Annotated in this window: 17 protein-coding genes and 2 pseudogenes; 13 read left to right on the forward strand and 6 right to left on the reverse strand. The window is 66.1% G+C overall.

The window, feature by feature from the left end; translation table 11 throughout:
* Window positions 1–90 precede the first annotated feature (90 nt).
* The 5 genes and pseudogenes from QP181_RS04635 to QP181_RS04655 form a co-directional block, all read right to left on the reverse strand.
* Window positions 91–1161: an alpha/beta hydrolase gene (locus QP181_RS04635; RefSeq protein ID WP_333927784.1), complete on the reverse strand. Its 1071-nt coding sequence runs from the start codon at window positions 1159–1161 to the stop codon at window positions 91–93.
* A 23-nt stretch (window positions 1162–1184) separates the two neighbouring features.
* Window positions 1185–1496 carry an alpha/beta hydrolase family protein gene (locus QP181_RS04640; RefSeq protein WP_333927785.1) on the reverse strand — a complete coding sequence of 104 codons (312 nt, stop codon included), beginning with the start codon at window positions 1494–1496 and terminating at the stop codon, window positions 1185–1187.
* Window positions 1497–1578: 82 nt separating this feature from the next.
* Window positions 1579–2172, reverse strand: a pseudogene (locus tag QP181_RS04645) (alpha/beta hydrolase); the annotation flags it as partial.
* Between the two features lie 200 nt (window positions 2173–2372).
* Window positions 2373–3911 (reverse strand): GMC family oxidoreductase, encoded by a 1539-nt coding sequence (locus QP181_RS04650; RefSeq protein WP_333927786.1) that lies wholly within the window; start codon window positions 3909–3911, stop codon window positions 2373–2375.
* Window positions 3908–5257 (reverse strand): alpha/beta fold hydrolase, encoded by a 1350-nt coding sequence (locus QP181_RS04655; RefSeq protein ID WP_333927787.1) that lies wholly within the window; start codon window positions 5255–5257, stop codon window positions 3908–3910. Before QP181_RS04655 ends, QP181_RS04650 begins: the two co-directional genes overlap by 4 nt.
* Before the next feature lie 240 nt (window positions 5258–5497).
* On the opposite strand from QP181_RS04655, the gene QP181_RS04660 reads away from it, so the two are divergent.
* From QP181_RS04660 to lysA, 9 genes are all read left to right on the forward strand, one after another.
* Window positions 5498–5770, forward strand: a complete 273-nt coding sequence (locus QP181_RS04660) for a PadR family transcriptional regulator (RefSeq protein WP_333927788.1) — start codon at window positions 5498–5500, stop codon at window positions 5768–5770.
* Between the two features lie 23 nt (window positions 5771–5793).
* The gene (locus QP181_RS04665; RefSeq protein WP_333927789.1) at window positions 5794–6423 is read left to right on the forward strand and encodes a hypothetical protein; all 630 of its coding nucleotides are present in this window, start codon (window positions 5794–5796) and stop codon (window positions 6421–6423) included.
* A gap of 129 nt (window positions 6424–6552) precedes the next feature.
* On the forward strand, window positions 6553–9072 hold the full coding sequence (locus QP181_RS04670) for a TonB-dependent receptor domain-containing protein (RefSeq protein ID WP_333927790.1): 2520 nt from the start codon (window positions 6553–6555) through the stop codon (window positions 9070–9072).
* 330 nt (window positions 9073–9402) lie between these two features.
* Window positions 9403–10821, forward strand: coding sequence for a M16 family metallopeptidase (locus tag QP181_RS04675; RefSeq protein WP_333927791.1), 1419 nt, complete (start codon window positions 9403–9405; stop codon window positions 10819–10821).
* 30 nt (window positions 10822–10851) lie between these two features.
* On the forward strand, window positions 10852–11175 hold the full coding sequence (locus QP181_RS04680) for a hypothetical protein (protein WP_333927792.1): 324 nt from the start codon (window positions 10852–10854) through the stop codon (window positions 11173–11175).
* 183 nt (window positions 11176–11358) lie between these two features.
* A complete protein-coding gene (locus QP181_RS04685; protein ID WP_333927793.1) occupies window positions 11359–11622 on the forward strand; it encodes a hypothetical protein in 264 nt (87 codons plus the stop codon).
* Between the two features lie 13 nt (window positions 11623–11635).
* Window positions 11636–12139 carry a methyltransferase domain-containing protein gene (locus QP181_RS04690; RefSeq protein WP_333927794.1) on the forward strand — a complete coding sequence of 168 codons (504 nt, stop codon included), beginning with the start codon at window positions 11636–11638 and terminating at the stop codon, window positions 12137–12139.
* Window positions 12140–12198: 59 nt separating this feature from the next.
* The gene (locus QP181_RS04695) at window positions 12199–12399 is read left to right on the forward strand and encodes a hypothetical protein (RefSeq protein ID WP_333927795.1); all 201 of its coding nucleotides are present in this window, start codon (window positions 12199–12201) and stop codon (window positions 12397–12399) included.
* Between the two features lie 19 nt (window positions 12400–12418).
* The gene (gene lysA, locus QP181_RS04700) at window positions 12419–13651 is read left to right on the forward strand and encodes a diaminopimelate decarboxylase (protein ID WP_333927796.1); all 1233 of its coding nucleotides are present in this window, start codon (window positions 12419–12421) and stop codon (window positions 13649–13651) included.
* 13 nt (window positions 13652–13664) lie between these two features.
* Here the strand turns inward: lysA and QP181_RS04705 are convergent, their stop codons facing one another.
* Window positions 13665–13943: a metal/formaldehyde-sensitive transcriptional repressor gene (locus QP181_RS04705; RefSeq protein WP_132734421.1), complete on the reverse strand. Its 279-nt coding sequence runs from the start codon at window positions 13941–13943 to the stop codon at window positions 13665–13667.
* Between the two features lie 288 nt (window positions 13944–14231).
* Between QP181_RS04705 and QP181_RS04710 the strand changes: the two genes are divergently transcribed.
* From QP181_RS04710 to QP181_RS19920, 4 genes and pseudogenes are all read left to right on the forward strand, one after another.
* A complete protein-coding gene (locus QP181_RS04710; protein WP_333922314.1) occupies window positions 14232–14372 on the forward strand; it encodes a hypothetical protein in 141 nt (46 codons plus the stop codon).
* Window positions 14373–14429: 57 nt separating this feature from the next.
* A complete protein-coding gene (locus QP181_RS04715) occupies window positions 14430–16175 on the forward strand; it encodes an ABC transporter permease (protein WP_333927797.1) in 1746 nt (581 codons plus the stop codon).
* A gap of 17 nt (window positions 16176–16192) precedes the next feature.
* Window positions 16193–16648 (forward strand): annotated as a pseudogene (locus QP181_RS19915) (ABC transporter ATP-binding protein); the annotation flags it as partial.
* 511 nt (window positions 16649–17159) lie between these two features.
* Window positions 17160–17507: an AAA-associated domain-containing protein gene (locus tag QP181_RS19920; protein ID WP_443027516.1), complete on the forward strand. Its 348-nt coding sequence runs from the start codon at window positions 17160–17162 to the stop codon at window positions 17505–17507.
* Window positions 17508–17604: the final 97 nt, after the last annotated feature.

Consider the following 17604-nt stretch of genomic DNA (forward strand, 5'->3'; position numbering starts at 1 on the left):
ATTACCTCAGGCGATGAGGCCTATCAGACCGCGTGCTCCTATGCGCACTGGCGATGCAGATCTTGTCACGATTGGGGAGGGGCGAGAGTCTCATCCACCGGCAGCAAAAGCGCGGTGTAGTGCGGCGAGTTTGGCGTGGGTGAACTGCTGCGCTTGGGGCGTCTCCGGTGCGACGCGGTCGAAGCCGTGGAACGCGCCGGGGACGAGCAGGAACTCGGTGGCGACGTCGCTTTCGGTGAGGCGCCGCGCGTACGTCATGTCCTCGGGTGCGAACAGGTCGACGCCGCCGACCGCGATGAAGGCGGGCGGCAGGCGGCGCAGGTCGGCGACGCGCGCGGGGACGGCGGCGCTGGGTACCTGCGCGGTGCCGGGCGCCATGCCGAGGAACGAGCGCCAACCATATTGATTGGCCGGGCCATCCCAGCCGACCGCGCCGATGAACGGCGGCAGCCGGACCGCGCCGCCGGTGCGATCGTCGAGCATCGGATAGATCAGCGACTGGAACGCGACCGGCACCTCGCCGCGATCCCGCGCGACGATCGCAAGCAGCGCGGCATGGCCGCCGCCCGCGCTTTCGCCCATTACCGCGATCCGGCTGCGGTCGACGCCGAGCATCGCAGCCTGCGCATGGAGCCAGCGCAACCCCGCGTAATTCTCCTCGATCGAGCCGGAGTAGCGCGTCTCGGGCGCCAGCCGGTATTCGACGGTGACGATGACGCAGTCGACGTCCGTGGCCAGTTGCTGGAGATAAGCGAGTTCCTGCTTTGCCGACCCGACGATGAAACCACCGCCATGCGTGTGCAGGATCGCCGGGCGCGCTGGACCACCAGGCCTCGCATTGACGACATAGACGGTAACGTCGGGCTGCCCGCGACCAACTACAACTGGCCGCGCCTGAACGGGTATGTCGGCAAGCGGCGGTTGGGCGTCGGCTGCGCCCGTCGCGCGCAGCTTGGGCAGTTTGGCGTCGGTGAACGGGCCGCCCTGTGCGGAGAGCAGCATAATCTGCCGCGCGGCGGGACGCAGTTCGGGCGCGACATGCGCCAGCGCCTCGCTCGATGGCTGCGGCGTCGCGGCGGCGCCGGCCACGTCCGCCAGCATCGTGCCGGCGACGACCGCGCTGCTAGTGCGGAGCATGTCGCGCCTGGTCCATCCGGTCATGTCGGTCTCCATTCCGTGTCGGGTCAAGCGGCAGCGACGCGGTCGGCGATCCAGCGCAGGAACAGGTCAGGCCAGGCGCTGGCGGGCAGGTCGGGCTCGCCGGTGCCGAAGCCGTGCCCGCCGCGCTGGAAGAAATGCGCCTCGACCGGGCGTTTCGCCGCCTGCATCGCGCGCATCATGATGACGCTGTTCTCCGCAGGCACCGCGGGGTCGTCCAGTGCGTGGGCGAGGAAGATCGGCGGGGTCGCCGCGGTGACGTGCTCGGCGGGTGAGCGGCGGGCGATCAGCGCGGCGTCGGGGGAGGGGCCAAGCAGCTTCAGGCTCGAGATCGGCATGGCCGATGCCGGGGACGTGGCTGATGACCGGGTAGATCAACCCGACATGCGCAGGGCGGGCGTCCAGACGGTCGATCGCATCGCGCACCGGCGCCACCGCCTCGCCGAACCCGGTCGCAAGGCTTGCGGCAAGGTGCCCGCCAGCCGAGAAGCCGACCACCGCCAGCGTCGCGGGATCGAGACGATATTCGGCAGCGCGCGACCGGATCACGCGCACTGCGCGCTGCGCATCCTGCAACGGCACGTCGGCGCGGTGTGTCCAACCTTCACCGGGCAGGCGGTAGATAAGCACGAACACCGTGTAGCCGAGCGCGTTCATCCGGCGCGCGACGTCGATCCCCTCGTTGACGACCGAGACGAACGTGTAGGCGCCGCCGAGGATCGACAGCACCGCCTGGCCGTTCGAGCGCGCGGGGACGAATACGCGCAACTCAGGCTGCGCCACGTTGCGTACGAAATTCTTGGGGTAGTCGGCTGGTTGGGGTTGCGCGGCAAAGCCGGTTTCGGGCGTGCCCTTCGGCCATAACGGTATCCGCGGCTGCTGATCCCAAGATGCCGGCAGGCCAGGCGTCGCCGCTAGCGCGGGTGTGCTTGCCACCAACGCTGCCGAGGTGGCACCGGCGGCGATCAGGATGCTGCGACGACTCATAGGGTTTCGATCCATGGGGGGTGACATCGCGGCCTTCCGGTAAGAATGAACGATAGACGCTATGCGGCAATCACGACGTGAGCAATCGGCCTTGCCAACCGCGCCCAGATTTGAGCGAGGCCGCGGCGCGCCCGGTCGCCCTGGCTCCTGCTATTCGGGCGTGTCGCCGACCCTGCATACCGGATCATCGCGAAGTGATCTTTGGTGCCAGCCGCATGCTCACCCACCTAGCGACGGGATGCGATAAACCGGTCGGCGGTGCGAAGCGACAGCGCCATGATCGTCAGTGCCGGGTTCGCCGCCAGCGCGCTTGGAAAGATCGAGTTGTCGCAGATCAGCAGATTGGGAATGTCGAAACTGCGACCATCCGCATCGACCACCGCCTCGTCGCCGTCATGGCCCATGCGACAGGTGCCGATGGTATGCGCGGAGCGATCGACGGCGAAGATGTCTTTTGCATCCGCCGCCGCCCAGATGTCGCTGAGCGTGCGGCGGGCGTGGCGATCGATGGCATGCTCGTTGGCGTGATAACTGAAGTCGATCCGCGCCTTGCGATGGCCGAAGGCATCGGTCTCGTCGGCAAGCGTCAAGCGATTGTCCGGATGGGGCAGGCATTCCCCATTGATGCCGATCCCCGCCATATGATTGTAGCCGCGCAAGATAGTCTGGAGGCGTTCGCCCCACATGCCCGCGCCGCGTGCGAGACCGGTGGCAAGATTGACTGGCAATACCCCCAGGCTCTGGATCAGATAGCCGCCGGCGCAGTCGGCATCGTCGGGGCGCAGCATATCCTCGCTGATGAGCGACGAGGGGTAACCGCGATTCATCCGCATATCGGCATCGAACCGGCCCCAAACCTGCGTCGCGACATGCGCCATGAAGTTGCGTCCCACCTGGCCGCTCGAATTGGCGATACCCAGGTTGAGCAGCAGGCGTGGTGTTTCGACACCCCCAGCGCACAGGAAGACTGCCGAACAGTGCTGGCGGTGTTCCGCGTCACCCTGCCGGTACACGACCGCGCTGATCCGGCCGCCGGCGTCGAATTCGAACGACAGCACGCGGCACCCAGCGCGAATTTCCGCACCATGGGCAGCGGCGAGCGGCAGATAGGTCGTGTCCATGCTCGTCTTGGCGGCGTTGCGGCAGCCCTGGTGGCAGGCGCCGCAATTCACGCAAGCCTGTCGCTGGCCCCAGTGCGGTTGGTCCCGGTCGCGTGACACCAGTGCCGCCGGTGCGTCGGTTGCGACGATGCCGACTGCCGCACAGCCCCGCGCCATCGCGTCGGCCGGGGCGTTGCGAGCCACGGGCGGATACTCGTAGCGGCGGTGCTCGTCCCACGGATACCGCGCCGGGCCCGATACCCCGGTGAACTGCTCCACCTCTTGGATGTAGCGGATCAACTCGGCATGATCGATCGGCCAGTCGGCGCCTTCGCCGGTCAGCGTCTTCAATTGCAGGTCGCGCGGGTCGGGGCGGGGGCAGAACGCGCCCCAGTGCAGCGTCGACCCGCCAACCCCCATACCCGAATTGTTCGACCCGAACGCGGTAGGATTGGCGCCCCCACTCAGTCGCTCTTCCATCCAGTAGATGTCCGCGGCGACCTCGTCGGCGACATGGTCTTCCGAACGGAATACGCGGCCAGCCTCGAGCGCGACGACCGACAGGCCTGCTTTGGCGAGACGTGCGGTAAGCGGTGCTCCACCGGCTCCCGTGCCGATCACGACGGCATCGACGACGTCCGCCTCGCTGTGACTAAAACGCGTCACGACGCGCTCTCCGACGCACGTTGCCAAGGTTCCAGGTCGTCCGCCCCTGTCCGTATATAGCCCTGCTTGCGACGCGCATCCCCGCCCACCGCAAACCCGTCATATCCGATTTCAGCCATTGTCGTCGGCAGCGACATCCAGACACGCACGACTTCCGCGCGAACGTCTTCGAACCACAGCTTCATCTGCGCGGGGGAAAGATACGCGTCGTCGTCTGCGCGGCCAGCCTCTCCCTCCGCAACCTTTTCGAGGAGGCTGGTCCAGGCGTGATCCTGCGCCGCAAGACCGTCCATCAGCATGTGCAAGGTCGCCAAGCCGCGGATCCAGGCTTCGCCATCGGCGGGCAACGCAGCGAAGCGCCACCCATCGCCATCACCCTGAGCAACGCCGAATGCGATACGACGCGCTAGGTCGTGGTCGACGCCGCAATCCGGCAGGATCTGCCCGATCAAGACGGCAAGCGTGGCATAGTGATCGTCGGTCCAGTTCGCTGCATCGCGGACAGGGCGCAGCCTTTCCAGCATCGCGCTTCGTGTCCTCTGGCTGACCCGATCCGAGCCGAGGATCTGGCCAAAATGCGTTGGCAGGATTGCGCCTGCAACCGATGCCGCGTGTTCGCGGATCAGGGCGGCAAGCGCTTCGGGTTGTTCGTAGGGGATCAGGTGTGCCGCATCTGCCACCACCCGCAATTCGGCGGTGACATAATGCGGCTGGTTCAGCCGGCGCTGTGCATCAGCGTCGAGATCACCGTCTTCGGCACCGGCGACGATCAGCGCCGGAAGAGTGATCCGTCCGGCGTCGCCGCTCCAATCCTCGCGGCTGCCGCGCTCCAGCCATCCCAGCCACGCCGCTCTGTTCGAGCGCAAAACGTCGTCGATCGCCCTGTCGCGCAACACGTCCGGCAGCGGCGTAGCGGTATTGGCATCGACAAAGGTCGCGGCGTCCTCGCGTGACGCCTGACCATCGGCAAACCAGCCGATCATCTCGGCCCGCCGATCCTCTTCCATCGGCTCTGGACTAGGGGGCGACGCGGCAACCAGAACGACGCCCAGAACACCCGACAGGCCGATCTCTCCGGACGCTGCACGCGCTGCAACCAGCGTCGCGATCTTGCCGCCCATGCTATGTCCGACAAGGACGCACGGGTTGGGCTGACGAGAGCGTATTTCGTTTGCCAGCCAGTCGGTCATCGTGACGACATCGGCATGGCCAGCTCCCGCAGCGTCGCCGAACCCAGGCAGGTCGAGCGCCACGCATTCGTACCCCGGGAGATGATTGATGACCTGCTCCCATTCACGCGCGCTGGCGCCTAGCGCGTGAAGAAACACCAATGTCAGTCCGGTCATGAAGCCTCGCGAGATACGTCCTTGCCGGACGTTGCAGGACCGTGTCCGTTCCCTCGGGTTGCCGCAAGGAAGGCAATCTCGATCAATTCGCTCGCACTTTGCGCGTCGCGGTCATGAACATCGGGGACCGCGCAAACCCAATCCAATCATCATCAGCCAGCTGAACCGTATCACCGTTGACTCTTAACTCTACATATGTTGAAAAAGCGAATGACGCGTGATCGACGACCCTCGAAACAGATGCTCACGCTACTCGCGGCGATGGCGGATCATCCTCAGCACTGGCGGCATGGGTATGACCTGATGAAGGATACCGGCATCTCGTCGGGTACGCTCTACCCGTTGCTCGTACGGATGACGGAGCAGGGATTGTCGGAGGCCGAGTGGCGCGAACCGATACAGGCCGGGCGGCCGCCGCGTCACGTCTATCGCCTGACCGCCGCGGGAGTATCGCTTGCGCGCTCGATCGGGAATGACCGTGCGCAACCCGTCGGGGAAATGCTCCGGATATGACTGTCGCGCTGTCCCGATGCCTGATGAAAATCGCGATCCGCTGCGTCGGTGTTCGTCGTCGCGATTGGGGGCTTGCGATGCAGGGCGAGTTCGAGGCGTCGATCGCCGATGGCAAGCCGTTGTCCTTTGCGCTTGGCTGCCTGCACGGCGCGTGGCGGATGATGCTCACCGACCCGGACGGGCGCTTCGCGCTGACGAGTTACGCGCTCGCGGTCGGCCTGATCCTTCCCCTCGCCGCCGTGTTGACGATTGGCGCGATTGTCGGCTTCCCGTATCTGGATTTTGGGCATTACGACGTCGTTGGTATCCTGTCATTCGGTGGTGCGCGCCCGACTCTTCTCGACGACGGCAACCGAGCGGCGGCATCGTCACTGTCGCTAGCCGTGTTCCTGCTGGCCGGCGCGAGTGTTCTCATCGCCTGGGCGATCCTGGACCGTAACTGGGACCGCGTTGCGGCGCTTGAGCGGTTCACCGCGGCGGCGACACTGACCCTGATAGTATTCGTTGCGCTGCTCGGGTTCGATGAGACCCGCATGGCGCTGCCGATCCTGGCGTTTGTCGCGCAGCATGTTGCGATCCTGGTGCTCGTGCGGTGGCAATGGTGCATAGATCGAGACACCGCGAATACGCAGTACGATTCCGGGTATAGTTGATCCGCTTGGTGTCGCCGATTACCGCAACCTCATCAAGGTGAAGAACCCGTGAGATCACCCGACAGGATATATTGCGATACTCTACGGGCTGGTCGTCTTTCTCTAGCGGTTCTCGCATTCAACTGGTCGGTGGCGGGTATTTGCCAGTCCGGAGCGCTTCCGAATGCGCCGGTCAACGCCGATCCCGATGCAACACCCGCCCGGCCCGATGCATTGGATACGCGTCACGATATCATTGTCGTCGGCCGACGCGGGCAGGTCGACACCGCGATCCAGCCGCTGGCGACGCTGGATGCGGGGGCGATAGCCGCCACCGGCGCGACCTCGATCGATGAACTGCTGCGTACCATTCGCGGGGTGACGCAATCGGGCGACGGGCAGGAGCCGATCTTCCTGCTCAATGCGCAACGCGTGTCGGGATATCAGGAAATCGGCAATCTGCCGCCGGAAGCGATCGAGAAGGTCGAGGTGTTTCCGGAGCCGGTCGCGCTTCAATATGGTTATCCACCGACCCGGCGGATCGTGAACTTCATCACCAAGCGCCGGTTTCGCCAACTGTCGTTGAAGCAGGCCGATGGTACGTCGACACGCGGTGGTGCCGACAATGCCAACGCGCATCTCGATTTCACGCGGCTGCGCGGCGACGGTCGCCTGACTCTGTCGCTGGATGCGCGTCACACCGATGCGCTGCTGCAATCGCGGCGTCGCGTCCTGCCCGATCCGGACGTGCCGTTTGATGCGAAGGGCAACATCACCGGTGTGCTGGCAGGGGGTGAGATCGACCCGGCATTGTCCGCACTGGCGGGGCAGGTCGTGACGATCGTCCCGGTGCCGGCGGGGCCGCTATCGGTCGGCATGGTTGGACTGGACAGTTTTGCGGCGCACGCAAACCAGCCGCGGCTGTTCGATCTGTCGCCGCTTCGTACGCTCGCACCCTCGAATGACACGATCCACGGCGAAGCGGTGATCGCCAACCGGATCGGTCGAACGCTGTCCGGTTCTCTGACGCTGACCGCGGACCATAGTCGCGAGCGGACCGTGTTCGGCCCCGCCAGCGCGACGTTCGTGCTGCCTAGTGGCAATCCGTATTCACCGTTCAGCCGGGACGTGCTGCTCCAGCGCTACCTCGTCGAGGCGCCGCCGCTCAGCCAGCGCACCGATATCACCACGCTTCATGCCGGTACCGTGGTGCGTGGCGCATGGCGGGGCTGGCAATGGGACTGGACCGGTACGCTCGATATGCAGCACCGGGACGGCATCGTCGCCAAGGCGATCGACATCACCGCCGCCAATGCCGCGATTGCCGCCGGCGCCGATCCGTTCCGGCCGTTCGATTCCGCGCTCCTTGCCACCCGGCTTGTCGATCATACCGTGCAATCGACCTATGGTGCCGGGACCAAATTCGTTGCGACCAACCGCCCGTTGCGCCTCCCCGCGGGCCGCGTCACGTTAACCGCCACCGTCGAGGGCGAGCAGATCGGTACGGACAGCAGGACGCGCGGCGCCACGCCCTCCGCGATCGCCTTTGATCGCAGCCGGGTCGAGGGCGCAGTGGCGCTCGACCTGCCGATCGCATCACGCCGTGAGGATGTCCTGCCTTGGATCGGCGAGCTGTCGGCCAACACCTCCGCCAGCGTCCGCCACGTCGGCGGTTTCGGCACTTTATCGGACTCTACGCTGGGCGTGAACTGGGCGCCGTTCACCGGTCTGCAGCTGTTGGCGCAGTTCAAACGGTCGGCCGTTGCGCCGACGCTGGACCAGCTTGCCGGGCCGCAGATTTCGGCGCTACAGGTCTCGTTGTTCGACTTCGCTACCGGCCGCTCGACGCTCGTCACGCTGTTTCTGGGCGGCAACCCGGCGCTGTCCGCGGAGCGTCGCCGGACGCGTTCGATCGGCGCGACCGTCAAACCGTTCACCAAGAGCGAGCTTCGGATCGGCGCAACCTACGCGGCAACCGAGATACGGGATGGCATCCAGACCGTCTACGCGCTCACCCCGGCCATCCAGGCGGCGCTGCCCGACCTGTTCGTCCGCGATGGCGCCGGCGCACTGGTATCGGTCGCTTTCCGTCCGACCAACGTCTTCCGAGAGCGTCAGCGGACGCTGAACGTCACACTCGCCGCCAACGGCCAGCTCGGTCGCGCCAAGCCTCCCACGACGCCGGATGGTCGGCCGCCCGACCGCCCGACCTTCTACGGCGGGATCGGCCCGACGGTCCGCTTTGCCGACCGGATCGCGCTCAGGCCGGGGGCGCCGATGCTCGACCTGCTGGCCGGTGACACGCTGTCGGGTGGCACGACGCAGCGACTGGCCGGCTATGGCTATGGGGGTTTGAGCTATCTCGGCAATGGCGGCACGTTCGACTTCTACTGCACCGGCCGGGCCACCGTTCGCGGGACGGTCGCCGCATCGACCCTCACATTCGCGCCTCTGTGCAAGATCAATCTCAGCGGTTCGCTGAGCATCCACCATTTTCTGCCGCACCAGAACTGGACCCGGCATCTCGGCTTCAAGCTCGAAGTCGCCAACATTACCGATGCGCGTCAACGAGTGCGTGATGCGAGCGGCTCCGTTCCCTATCGTTATCAGCCGGATCTGCTCGATGCCGTCGGCCGCAGTGTAGTCCTGTCGCTCCGCAAACTCTTTTGACCTTCAGGGCAGTCGTCCGGCTGGGGATTTAGGACCGCTAGACAAACGTCCCGGTAGCAGCGCGCCGATCAACGGAAGATCACCTTGGTTCGATGTCGTATGCCAGTAAAATACCGCTGGTCGCGCACGTCACGACTGGCGCCACCGTGTTGCCGCAAATGCCCCGCATCATCCCTAAAATCCGATGTCACGCGGCGTTCGGATAGGTGCGGGAGATCAGGCGTGCGTTTCAGGAACGTCTCGACGGTGCCATTGCGCTTGGGCCTATTTAGTCTTGCCGCGACCGTTGCACAGGCGAACGAGCGCCGTAGCCTCGCTGTCCCCGAGACGATGGCGCAGGCGAGCGTGACGCGATCGTCTTCGGCCGATTGGCAGCCGGTGATGACCGGACGCCTGAAGAACGGCGTGCGCTTCGCTATTCTGCCCCGGCGCGGGGGCGAACCCGGCATCGGCGTGCTAATGCGGAACGAGGGTGGCTTCATCGAGGAACGCCGCCCGGGCGAACGCGGGCTCACCCACCTGATCGAACATCTCGTCTTCACCAGCCCGACAATCAATGCGCCCGACGAACTTCGGCATTTTCCAAAAGTCGGCTTGCCACTGACCTTTCCCGCGCCCTCCGCCGCGACGACGAGCTGGCGGGAATCCAATTACTTCGTCTCGACAAGAACGACCAGGATGACCGATCTCGACACGCTGCTGGGACTATTCCGCGAGGTGGCGACCGACTTGACGTTCCGTGCGGACGCGGTGGACGATCAGCGCGCGGACGTGACCAGTGAAATGGCCGAAAAAACGCTCGGGAACGACATCTACGCCAGGTATATCGCGGCCGTCGCACCTGGCTCTCCGACTGACGTGATCGACGCCCAGAATTCGGACGACGTACCGACAGCAAGCATCGCCACGATCAGGGCTCTCTATCAGCGGTTATACCAGCCGGAGAACATGATGATCGTGATCGTCGGAAACATCGATCCGGTAAAGACGAAGGCGCTGATCCGCGAGCATTTCGGCAGTTGGCGGCACGCCGGGCAGGCTACCGCGCATGTCGCCGTGCCAGCGCTTCAATCCGACCGCATCGCACCGATCAGCGTTGCAGCGCTGCCCCAGGGGCGAAGGACCGCGCTGATGACGGTGGTGATGCCGACGGCTCCGCCGCTGCCGACCCGCGGACAACAGATCGACGCTATGCTGCTGGAGATGCTGGTGGTCCGTGCGGTCGATACCCGGCTGAGCGCAATGCAACCAGACAGTCCACCGGGCAAGGTTGGGCTCTACATCGAGAATGGTGAGCAGGGTCATCGGTTGATCATGCTCTGGGACAATTTCGTGGGCAACGCATGGCACCCCGCCATTGCCGGTCTGGCCCGGGTGAGGTGCGCTCTTGATAGTGGCGGCTTCTCCGATCAAGAATGGGACGCGGCACAGCGCGATCTGATCCAGGATCTCGACCGGCGCACCAGCGCCATGGGCCAAGTCCAGAACGTCGAACTGGCCAAGGACCTTTCTCACGCTTTTGCCGCGGGCAGGGCGCTGATCCCGCCCAGCGCATTATTGCGACGCGCGCAGACCCGTCTTCCAGCGATCGATGCACAGGCGGGCAACCATTGGTGGCGTCAGCAATGGCGAGCCGGGGTTCGCCATGTCCGGGTGGAATCGCCCGATCTTGCTCCGATGGCGGGTGACGGGAGCGCGCTGCGGACATCGATTGCCGAGGCATCCAAGACCGGCTGCGACGGTCTCTGAATTTTTCGGGACTTAAGAAAGGAGGTCGACATGGTGGGCGATCTGATCGTCATGGCCATCGCTGCATCGGCCGGGTCACACACGGTTGTTCCCCTCGCGCTGGAATTCGACCTCGCCAAGGTTCGTCCCAAAGAAGTGACCTGCGCGGATCGAACCGGTTCCGATGACGTCGTCGTGTGCGCGCCGAAGGGGATGGATATCTGGCTCGGCGATGTACGGGGTTTTGTGGCGAAGCCCGTTCGCGCGGAATTCACCGGCCCCCTGAAAGCCGAGACCACCCTCCACGCGATCCAGCAGACAAGTCCGGTAGCCACGACGCCCGCCGCCGCCGTCACCTTCAAATGGCGATTTTAACGCCGCCGAATCACGACCGCCTGGCGCAGGGTCGAGCCCGCTAGATCGACTGCCGCCCCACCTCCGCGGAATACTATGCTGGTACTATGCGATCGGCGCGGATCGATCTCGAAGCGCTATGCCGTACCTCGTAAATCCCGGGGGCGGGCAGGACGCTCGCGATACGAAAGGTACCGAGGCGAGATGTCGTCTGAACCCATATCGGAGCCCGATCCTACCGGGCTTGTCATCTATGTCGGCCAGGATCGCGCGGGCCATTGGCTGGTCCAGGACAGCAGGCGCAACCTGGAAGGCCGCTTCATCTCCTACGGCGCGGCGATGCGCTACGCGCAGGCCGAACGGGATATCTACCATGCGAGCGTCGAGATCGCCGACCTGCCGCTGACGCCGCTCGTGTCCTTTGCCCTCGTCGGTCGCGACGAGCGGGCGCTGCCACGTGCGGCTTGATCGGGAGATTGCGATGAACGTTCATGCTCTTCCCGTCCGGTTGCGGACGGCGATCGGCGGTAACACGTCGCGGCACCCGTCAAAGGCCGCCGTGCAGGACCCGCGCTGGCCCCAGATCGAGGCCGCGCTGTCGGCATTGCGGACGAATGGCCGACACGCGGTGCGCATCGTCGATGCCCAATGCGGTGCCGGGACGCTACTGTTGCACGCCCTGGCGGAGGCGCGACGGCTTGGTTTTACCGCGATCGAGGGACACGGCATCGACCGATCGCCGCTGTTGATCGGCCGCGCGCGGTCCGCCGCGCTTCGCGTCGTCGACCCTGCGATCGGCCTGGATTTCGAATTTGCGGACATGATCACGGCCTTGCACGACGAGCAGGACCTGCCCGCCGATATCGTGATCTGCCACGGCTCCGCGCGGGCGCGGCAGCCTGATGCGCGGCTTGCGCTGTGCAAGGCCGGGCGGATCGTCATCGACGATCAGGCCAGTTCGCATGATCAGGACATCGCGGCATGACCAGGCGTGATATTGCGTGGCGTACGGTTGGGCTGGTCATGGCAGCCGGAGCTTGCGGCGTGGCCGCGGCGATGAACGGGTCGGCGCTGGCGATGCTGGTGTTTCCGATCGCGTTGCTCGGCCTGACGTTAATGATCAACGGCAAGCGCGTGGCGGTGGTGCTGCGCGCCGAACGGCATGGCCACGGACACACCGCCGAAGCGATCCATGCCGTGCGCCTTCGTCGCACCCGCCGGCGCGCCGATCCGCCCTACTCCTGATACCGGACACCGAAAACCCATGACCTATTTCAGTCTGCGGGACGGCGTGTTGTTCGCCGAGCGCGTGCCGCTGCCCGTCATCGCCGAAGCGGTGGGCACGCCCGTCCACGTCTACTCCGCCGCCGCGCTGCGCGATGCTGCACAGCGGTTCAGGGCGGCGCTGTCGATCCTGCCACGCGTGCGCGTCGCGTTTGCCGTCAAGGCGAACCCGAACGGCGCAGTGCTACACCTGCTGGGCGGATGCGGCTTCGGCGCTGACATCGTCTCGGGCGGCGAGATGCGGCGCGCGCTCGACGCGGGGATCGCGGCGTCGGACATCGTCTTCTCGGGCGTCGGCAAGACTGATCGCGAACTCGCCAACGCACTCGCTGCCGGCGTCGGTCAGTTCAACATCGAACTGGAGGAAGAGGGACAGGTGCTCGCCGCGCTGGCCCGTGCGCAGGGCAGGCGGGCGACCGCGGTGCTGCGCGTCAATCCCGACGTCGATGGCGGCACGCACGCCAAGATCTCGACGGGGCGGCGCGGCAACAAGTTCGGCGTGGCGATCACCGACGTCCCCGCGATGTACGATCGCCTGTCGCGGCTCGAGGGTCTCGATCTGGTCGGGGTCGCTCTGCACATCGGCAGCCAGTTGCGCGATCTCGCCCCGCTGGAAGAGGCCTATGATCGGATCGGCCGCTTAGTGGCGGACTTGCGCGCGCGCGGTCATGTCGTCGGCCGCGTCGATCTCGGCGGCGGCCTCGGCATCCCCTACCGCGCCGACGACGTCGTTCCGACGCTCGACGCCTATGCCGCGATGGTCGCGCGGGTCACGCGCGACTGGGATGTCGAACTCACGTTCGAGCCGGGGCGGGTGGTCGCCGGGCTCGCTGGCGTGCTGCTGACGCGGGTGATCTGGGTAAAGCCGGGCGCCGACCATCCCTTCGTGATCGTCGATGCCGCGATGAACGACCTTGCGCGGCCGGCGCTGTACGATGCCTTTCACCGGTTCGAAGCGGTCATGCCCGACGGCGAGCGGATGGTCGCGAGCATTGCCGGCCCGGTCTGTGAAAGCGGCGACGTGTTCGCAGTCGCGCGCGACATCGACCGTGTCCGCCGCGGCGACCTCGCCGTGCTGCACGCTACCGGAGCCTATGGCGCGGCGATGGCGTCGACCTACAACTGCCGCGCACTCAGCCCGCAGGTGCTGGTCGATGGCGATCGGTTCGAGATCGTCGCCGATCGCTATCTGCCCGAGGAGTTCGCGGCTTGAAGGGGTGGCGTGATCAGGTGAGGTAGGCGTGGACGATCTCGACCAGCTCCTCGGCCGCGACTGTGCGCGGGTCGTCACGCGCGGTCGCGGGGTCGATCATGTGCTCGCGGATATGATCCTCGATCACCTCGGCGATGAACCCGTCGAGTGCACCGCGACACGAGGTCGCCTGTTGCAGCACCCGCGCGCATTCCCGGTCTTCCTCGATCGCGCGTTCGAGCGCTTCGATCTGTCCTTTCAGCCGCTTGAGCCGGTTGAGCAGCTTCTTCTTCTCTTTTTCGACATGACTCATGGCCGAAATGCATCACCCTCTTGATCTATACCCCCTAGGGTATAGCGGGCGCTCGTCGCGACGCCAAGGGCGCCCGGCAGGTGGCGCAATCGCGGCACCGGTAACGAACAGGACGCACATGAAACCCCGATCTACCCCCTTGTCCGGCGATGGCGACAGTAGAGGCTCTGCCCTGCTGACGATCACGGCTGGACGTCCCGGGTTCGGGCACGCCGTTCACGAATCGCGAGTGCGATCCGGCTGAGCGTCTGTCCCGGACTCGGCCCACGAGCCCGGAAGAGACGCCTGATGACCAACGTAGTTTTCCGCACGATCCAGCATGATCGTGCCATCCACGCTGCGCTTGCCGCAGCACCGCTCCACCGTGGCCGCATCCTGCGTGGGTGGCCGGCGAGCGGAGCCCGCGCCGTGACCGAGCCGTCGGCATGACGCACGCCTGTCACGCGGCGACGCTAGCGCGTCCCGTCGGTGGGGAGGGATCGCGTCGTGACTGATACGGTAGCGACCGGCGGCCGGGTCCGCTCGTTCTCGCGCATCCTCCGGCTGACCCAGCCCAATCGCGCCGACGTCATCGCCTTCGTGCTGCTGATCGGCATCGCCGCGCTGCTGGTGCGCGGCGCGGAGGGCGTGGCCGAGCCTTTGTCGCGCCTGCGCGTCGAGCCGGTGACGCTCGATCCGCGGTATCTGCCCTATTACGCGCTGCGCACCGTGATCCGGATGTTCGCGGCACTCGCGGCGAGTCTCGTCTTCACGCTGGTGGTCGCGACGCTGGCGGCGCGTAGCCGCCGCGCCGGGCAGATCATCGTGCCGATGCTCGACATCCTGCAATCGGTGCCGATCCTCGGGTTCCTGACCTTTACCGTCACGGCCTTCATGGGACTGTTCCCCGGCCAGATCCTGGGCGTCGAGCTGGCCGCGGTGTTCGCGATCTTCACCAGCCAGGCGTGGAACATGGCGTTCAGCTTCTACCAGTCGCTGCGCTCGGTGCCGTCCGACCTGGACGAGGTCACGCGCGGTTTCGCCTTGTCGCCGGTGCGGCGCTTCCTCCGGCTCGACCTGCCGTTCGCGACTCCGTCGCTGGTGTGGAACGCGATGATGTCGATGTCGGGCGGCTGGTTCTTCGTCGTCGCATCCGAAGCGATCACGGTCGGCAACACGACCGTGACTCTGCCCGGCGTCGGCTCGTGGCTCGCACTCGCAATCGCCCGCAAGGACTTCACCGCGATCGGGCTGGCGGTGCTGGCGATGGGGATCGTCATCCTGCTGTACGATCAGCTCGTCTTCCGGCCGGTCGTCGCCTGGGCGGATCGCTTTCGGTTCGAACAGACCGCCAGCACCGAGCGGCCGCAATCTTGGGCCTACGACCTGTTCCGCCGCACGCGCCTGCTGCCCGTGCTGTTCGCGCCGGTCACCGCGCTTGGCCAGCTGCTGCTGACGCTAGACCGGGGCAGGGCGCGCCCGCGCGAGCGCAGCGTCCGCGAACCGAGCATCGTGGTTGAGCGGCTATGGCAAGCGGTGGTCCTGATCGCGGTGGTCGCCGCGCTTTGGCTCGCGGGACGCTATGTCTTCGCGACGTTGCGGCTCAGCGATGCGGTCGCGGTGTTCGGGCTGGCCTGCATCACGATGCTGCGGGTCGTCGTGCTGATCGCACTCGCCAGCCTCGTCTGGGTGCCGATCGGCGTCTGGATCGGCCTCAACCCCAAATGGGCGGAGCGCCTGCAACCCGTCGCGCAGTTCCTCGCGGCGTTCCCCGCCAACGTCCTGTTCCCGTTCGCGGTGATCGGCATCGTCCACTGGCGGCTGTCGCCCGACATCTGGCTGTCGCCGCTGATGATCCTGGGCACGCAGTGGTACATCCTGTTCAACGTCATCGCCGGCGCCAGCGCGATCCCGACCGACCTGCGCGAGGCGGCGGGGATGTTCGGCGTGCGCGGCTGGCAATGGTGGCGACAGGTCGCTCTGCCCGGCGTGTTTCCCTATTACGTCACCGGCGCGCTGACCGCGTCGGGCGGATCGTGGAACGCCAGCATCGTCGCTGAAGCGGTCTCGTGGGGGACGCAGAAGGTCGAGGCGCACGGGCTCGGCACGTTCATCGCCAAGGCGACCGAGGCGGGCGACTATCCCCGCGTCGCGCTCGGCATCGCGGTGATGTCGATGTTCGTGATCGCCTTCAACAGGCTCGTCTGGCGTCCGATGTACGCCTTTGCCGAACGCCGTCTCCGGCTCGCCTGATGTCGAAAGGACAAGACATGGCAACAGCATTCCTCCGCGCTCCGGCCAGCCGCCCGCTCGTTCGGGTCGAGCATGTCAGTCATCGCTATGGCCGCGGCGATGGCGGCGCACCGGTGCTCGACGATGTCAGCCTGACGCTGCACGAGGACGAGGTGGTCGGGCTGCTCGGTCGCTCGGGCTCGGGCAAGTCGACGTTGCTGCGCTCGATCGCGGGGCTGATCCGGCCGGACGAGGGCCGCGTGCACTTCGCCGACGTACCCGATGGGCCTGCGCATACGATCAGCATGGTCTTCCAGACCTTCGCGCTATTCCCATGGCTGACCGTGCTCCAGAATGTCGAGCTCGGCCTGGAAGCGCAGCGCGTTCCGGCGGACGAGCGCCGCACCCGCGCGCTGGCGGCGATCGACCTGATCGGCCTCGACGGGTTCGAGAACGCCTATCCCAAGGAATTGTCGGGCGGGATGCGCCAGCGCGTCGGGCTGGCGCGCGCGATCGTCGTCAATCCGTCGCTGCTGCTGATGGACGAGCCCTTCTCCGCGCTCGACGTGCTGACCGCGGAGACGTTGCGCACCGACCTGCTCGATCTGTGGGCAGAGGGGCGGATGCCGATCAAGTCGATCCTGATCGTCACGCACAATATCGAGGAGGCGGTGCTGATGTGCGACCGCATCCTCGTCTTCTCTTCCAACCCCGGCCGCGTCGCCGCCGAGATCAAGGTCGACCTGCCGCAGCCACGCGACCGGCTCGATCCCGCCTTCCGCAAGCTGGTCGACGACATCTACGCGCAGATGACCGCGCGCGCCGGCCGAGCCGGTCCGCGACGGGCTGTTCCCCGGCACCGGCATCCAGATGGTGCTGCCTCGCGTCTCGACCAATGCGCTCGCCGGACTGATCGAGGAAGTCGACGCCAGCCCGTTCGACGGCCGCGCGGCGATGGCCGATCTCGCCGACCAGCTCCAGCTGGAGGTCGACGATCTTTTCCCGATGGCGGAGACGCTCCAGTTGCTGCGGTTCGCCGAGTTGCAGGGGGCCGATATCCTACTGACGCCGGCGGCGCGACGCTATGCGCAGGTCGATGTCGACGCGCGGAAAGCGCTGTTCGCGCAGGCGTTGCTCGCGCATGTCCCGCTCGCGCAGCACATCCGCCGGATTCTCGACGAGCGTAGCGGGCATGTCGCGCCCGCGCGCCGGTTCCGCGACGAGCTGGAGGATCATATGTCGGAGGACTACGCGGACGAGACCTTGCGGACCGTGACGCATTGGGGCCGCTATGCCGAGGTGTTCGCGTATGACGAGGATGCGGACCGGTTCAGCCTGGACGATGCCGTGTGATCCAGCGCTTCGCCGCGGTCCGCGTGATGGTTCAAGGAACCGCGGGGACGGCATGAACCACGGGTACCCGTTTTCAGTTGGGTTGCTCGGAGAGGCG

The organism is Sphingomonas sp. LR55, assembly GCF_036856015.1.
Taxonomy (GTDB): domain Bacteria; phylum Pseudomonadota; class Alphaproteobacteria; order Sphingomonadales; family Sphingomonadaceae; genus Sphingomonas.

Excerpts from the sequence above, each read along its gene's own strand:
- QP181_RS04705 (WP_132734421.1), bottom strand. The coding sequence starts at position 13,943 with ATGAGTCATGTCGAAAAAGAGAAGAAGAAGCTGCTCAACCGGCTCAAG.
- QP181_RS04635 (WP_333927784.1), bottom strand. The coding sequence starts at position 1,161 with ATGACCGGATGGACCAGGCGCGACATGCTCCGCACTAGCAGCGCGGTC.
- QP181_RS04660 (WP_333927788.1), top strand. The coding sequence starts at position 5,498 with ATGCTCACGCTACTCGCGGCGATGGCGGATCATCCTCAGCACTGGCGG.
- QP181_RS19920 (WP_443027516.1), top strand. The coding sequence starts at position 17,160 with ATGGCGGAGACGCTCCAGTTGCTGCGGTTCGCCGAGTTGCAGGGGGCC.
- QP181_RS04685 (WP_333927793.1), top strand. The coding sequence starts at position 11,359 with ATGTCGTCTGAACCCATATCGGAGCCCGATCCTACCGGGCTTGTCATC.
- QP181_RS04655 (WP_333927787.1), bottom strand. The coding sequence starts at position 5,257 with ATGACCGGACTGACATTGGTGTTTCTTCACGCGCTAGGCGCCAGCGCG.
- QP181_RS04690 (WP_333927794.1), top strand. The coding sequence starts at position 11,636 with ATGAACGTTCATGCTCTTCCCGTCCGGTTGCGGACGGCGATCGGCGGT.
- QP181_RS04680 (WP_333927792.1), top strand. The coding sequence starts at position 10,852 with ATGGTGGGCGATCTGATCGTCATGGCCATCGCTGCATCGGCCGGGTCA.
- QP181_RS04710 (WP_333922314.1), top strand. The coding sequence starts at position 14,232 with ATGACCAACGTAGTTTTCCGCACGATCCAGCATGATCGTGCCATCCAC.
- lysA (WP_333927796.1), top strand. The coding sequence starts at position 12,419 with ATGACCTATTTCAGTCTGCGGGACGGCGTGTTGTTCGCCGAGCGCGTG.
- QP181_RS04640 (WP_333927785.1), bottom strand. The coding sequence starts at position 1,496 with ATGCCGATCTCGAGCCTGAAGCTGCTTGGCCCCTCCCCCGACGCCGCG.
- QP181_RS04675 (WP_333927791.1), top strand. The coding sequence starts at position 9,403 with ATGGCGCAGGCGAGCGTGACGCGATCGTCTTCGGCCGATTGGCAGCCG.
- QP181_RS04665 (WP_333927789.1), top strand. The coding sequence starts at position 5,794 with ATGAAAATCGCGATCCGCTGCGTCGGTGTTCGTCGTCGCGATTGGGGG.